At 64.3% G+C, this 3,713-nt stretch carries 5 protein-coding genes; all 5 read right to left on the bottom strand.

Translation table 11 applies throughout. The features are described 5' to 3' along the window. Positions 1 to 16: 16 nt before the first annotated feature. The 5 genes from B2W55_RS19870 to arfB all read right to left on the bottom strand — a co-directional run bounded on the left by B2W55_RS19870 (position 17) and on the right by arfB (position 3,586). Positions 17 to 1,585 (bottom strand): GMC family oxidoreductase, encoded by a 1,569-nt coding sequence (locus tag B2W55_RS19870; protein WP_024581120.1) that lies wholly within the window; start codon positions 1,583 to 1,585, stop codon positions 17 to 19. Between the two features lie 29 nt (positions 1,586 to 1,614). Beyond that, the gene (locus B2W55_RS19865) at positions 1,615 to 2,163 is read right to left on the bottom strand and encodes a hypothetical protein (protein ID WP_024581119.1); all 549 of its coding nucleotides are present in this window, start codon (positions 2,161 to 2,163) and stop codon (positions 1,615 to 1,617) included. A gap of 32 nt (positions 2,164 to 2,195) precedes the next feature. After that, positions 2,196 to 2,591 carry a VOC family protein gene (locus tag B2W55_RS19860; protein WP_024581118.1) on the bottom strand — a complete coding sequence of 132 codons (396 nt, stop codon included), beginning with the start codon at positions 2,589 to 2,591 and terminating at the stop codon, positions 2,196 to 2,198. After that, on the bottom strand, positions 2,592 to 2,912 hold the full coding sequence (locus B2W55_RS19855; RefSeq protein WP_024581117.1) for a c-type cytochrome: 321 nt from the start codon (positions 2,910 to 2,912) through the stop codon (positions 2,592 to 2,594). 254 nt (positions 2,913 to 3,166) lie between these two features. Further along, positions 3,167 to 3,586 (bottom strand): alternative ribosome rescue aminoacyl-tRNA hydrolase ArfB, encoded by a 420-nt coding sequence (gene arfB / locus B2W55_RS19850; RefSeq protein WP_024581116.1) that lies wholly within the window; start codon positions 3,584 to 3,586, stop codon positions 3,167 to 3,169. Positions 3,587 to 3,713: the final 127 nt, after the last annotated feature.

The following is a 3,713-nucleotide window of genomic DNA, read 5'->3' as shown; positions in this document are numbered from 1 at the left end:
CGGAACGGGAAAGGCTCTAGATCTCCTTGCGCTGCATCGCGCCGGCGATGTGATCGGCCTGGCGGATCGCCAGCGACACGATCGTCAGCGTCGGATTGCACGCCGCGCCTGATGTGAACTGGCTGCCGTCGGACACGAACAGGTTCTTGACGTCGTGGGTCTGGCCGAACTTGTTGACCACGCCGTCGCGCGGCTTCTCGCTCATCCGGTTGGTGCCCATGTTGTGGGTCGAGGGATAGGGCGGCGTCGGATAGGTCACGGTGGCGCCGACCGCCTCGTACACTGCGGAGCCCTGCTTGTAAGCGTGGTCGCGCATCGCGAGATCGTTCGGGTGATCGTCGAAATGCACGCTGGCGACCGGCATGCCGAACTTGTCCTTGACCTTCGGATCCAGCGTGATGCGGTTGGTCTCCTGCGGCATGTCCTCGCCGACCAGCCACATCCCGGCCATCCGCGGATAGCCCTCCATCGCGCCGGTGAAGCTGCGGCCCCAGGCGCCGGGGTTGAGGAACGCGGCCATGAAGGGCAGGCCGAGCGACAGCGTCTCCATCTCGTAGCCGCCGACGAAGCCGCGCTTCGGGTTGTTCGCAGCCTCGTCGCGGATGATGCCGGCCATCGTGGTGCCGCGATACATGTGCACCGACTTCTCGAAGCTCGCATACACGCTGCCGGTCATGTGCCGCATGTAGTTGCGGCCGACCTGGCCGGATGAATTGGCGAGCCCGTCCGGGAACATGCTGGAGGCGCTGTTGAGCAACAGCCGCGGGCTCTCGATCGAGTTGCCGGCGACCGCGACCACGCGCGCCTTCTGGCGCTGCATCGCGCCGCTCGCATCGGCATAGACCACGCCGGTGACCTTGCCGGACTGGTCATGCTCGATCTTGATCACCATGCTGCCCGGGCGCACCTCGAGATTGCCGGTGGCTTCGCCCTTCGGGATCTCGGTGTAGAGCGTCGACCATTTGGCGCCCGACTTGCAGCCCTGGAAGCAGAAGCCGATCTGCTGGCAGGAGCCGCGGCCGTCGCGCGGCTCGCTGTTGATCGCCATCCGCCCGGTGTGCACCTCCTTGTAGCCGAGCTTCTTGGCGCCGGCCTCCAGCACCTTGAAATTATTGTTGCCGGGCAGCCCGGGGATGCCGTTGGTGCGGGTGACGCCCATCTTGTCCTCGGCCTTGGCGTACCACGGCTCCATCTCGGCGAGCGTGATCGGCCAGTCCAAGAGATTGGCGCCGGGGATGCCGCCATAGGCCGACTTGATCTTGAACTCGTGCTCGTCGAAGCGCAGCGACGCGCCGGCCCAATGCGTGGTCGAGCCGCCGACCGCCTTGACGATCCAGGCCGGCAGATTGGGGAAGTCCTTGTGGACGCGCCAGGTCCCCGACGTGGTGCGCGCATCCGACCAGGCGAGCTGGGAAAAACTGTCCCATTCATCGTTGATGAAGTCCTGGTTCTCGATGCGCGGGCCGGCCTCCAGGATCACCACCTTGATGCCCTTCTGCGCCAGTTCATTGCCGAGCGTTCCGCCGCCGGCACCGGAGCCGACGATCACGACAACGCCGCTGTCATTCAGATCGAATTTTGCCATTGTGTCCTCCCGAGCGTTCGTTGTCCGATTCAGGCCTTGGGCAGCCAGTCGATATCGGCGAAGCCGCGCTTGATGTAGCCGCCATGCTCGGCGGAGGAGCCCTCGTAGCCGAACCGCGGCCATACCTCCTTGTTGTTGTAGAGCGAGACGACGAGGTCGCCGCGGATCTTCTGGAAGAACGCGCTTTCCTCGATCCGTTGCAGCAGCGCGACGCGATCGTTCTCCCAGGCGACCTGCGCGTAGGGCATCTTGTGGCGGTCGTTGGCCTCCTGATCGAGCCGCGCGACGCCGTCATTGATCAGCGACTTGACCGCCGGGTCCTTGGCGGCCTTGTCGTCCCACGGCTTGACCGCCGTGATGTAGTAGCTGTCGCCGAGGAAATCGTGCGGATAGATGTCGCGCGCCATCTTCAACAGCGTCTTCATGGTCGCCGGCGTCAGCGTGCCGGCTTCGTCGGCCCACGCATCGGTGATGCCGAGCCCGGTCGATGTCGCGATCGCGACCGCCGGTGCGGTGACCGCCGCGCCTTTGAGAAATACGCGCCGGTCATATTTGCTGCGTCGATCGATTTCTCTCATGGTTTCCTCCGTAGATCATTTTTATGATTGAGTTAGCCGAAGCGCCCGCCGCGCTGGATCACCTCGATCTTGTAGCCGTCGGGATCTGCGACGAAGAAGAAGCGCGCCAGCGTCTTGCCGTCATGCTTGAAGTCGCGCAGCGGCCCCGGCGACAGCTTCTCCTGCTCGAAGCGCGCGTGCTCGGCATCGACGTCATCGACGACGACGGCGAGATGGCCGTAGCCGTCGCCGAGCGCGTAGGGCTCCTTGCGGTCGAAATTCACCGTGAGCTCGACCTCGAACGGCGACGACGGATGGTGTAGATAGATCAGCGCGAAATCGGCAAAGCGCAGATTGTCGGCGATCTCCAGCCCGAAGGCGCGGTGATAGAAGTCGAGCGCCTTGGCCTCGTCGAACACGCGGATCATCGAATGCACGGGTTTCGCCATTCAGTTCAGCTCCTTCAGATAGGCGATGATCATGGCGCGGGTCTCCGGCTTGGCCTGCCGATAGGCCATCACGGCGCCGGGGATCAGCTCTTGCGGATTGGTCAGCCAGGCATCGAGGTGAGCGTCGTCCCAGACGAAATCGGCCTTGGCGAAGCCTGCGGAATATTTGAAACCGTCGGCCTTGCCGGCATGGCGACCGACCACTTTGAACAGCGACGGTCCCTGTCGCACGGGATCGGATGCATTGTTGGTGTGGCAGGTCGCGCATTGCTGCTTGAACAGCGTCGGGCCGTCAGGCGGCTTGGCGGCCGGCAAGGGCATTTGCGCTGCCGCGATTTGCACTGCAAGCATCGCGCTGCAAAATCCAAGCCCGATCGCAAGCCCGATCGCAAGTCCGGTCGACAGTCGTGCGCGCAGTCTTGTCATCCACACCACCGCTTGTTTGCAGTGACTGTAGGAGGCCGAAAACTGCCGGTGGTAGTAGCGGGCTGTTTCACCGCAGAACAAAACCGGCCAGCGGAACCGGTACGGTGGACATGGCCGCCCGGCGGTCTACGCGCCGTATCCGGCGTTCCTCAATCGTCGAAACGCCGTGTGCCGCGACCGGCCTTGATGTCGCTGCGGCGTTTCTTGCCCTCGAGCCGGCGCTGCTTGGAGCCGAGCGTCGGCTTGGTCGGCCGTCGCGGCGTCGGCCGCACCATCGCTTCCTTCAACATCTCGAGCAGTCGCTCGATCGCATCGGCCCGGTTGCGTTCCTGGGTGCGGAACCGGAACGCCTGAATCACGATCACGCCGTCCTTGGTCATGCGGCTACCGGCCAGCCGCGCCAGCCGTTGCGCCGCGTCCGCCGGCAGCGCGACCTTCGTCGTGTCGAAGCGGAGCTGTGCCGCGGTCGAGACCTTGTTGACGTTCTGTCCACCCGGACCGGAGGCGCGGACAAACACAATCTCGATGTCGTTCTCGTCGATCGTAAGGTCGCGGGACACCCGCAGCATGACAGCACCCGGTGAGGGAAGAATCGGCTGGTCGCAAGATAGCGGGTTTGGCTCCGCTTGGGTGGTGTTGATGGGGCGGTTACGTCTGCTGTCTGAGCCTGCGGCTCACCCCTCTCCCCAACCCTCC

Origin of the sequence: Bradyrhizobium sp. UBA2491 (genome assembly GCF_002341725.1) — a bacterium.
GTDB lineage: Bacteria > Pseudomonadota > Alphaproteobacteria > Rhizobiales > Xanthobacteraceae > Bradyrhizobium.
The sequence above is the reverse complement of the archived record's forward strand: the minus strand, read 5'-3'. Positions and strand labels throughout refer to the sequence as shown.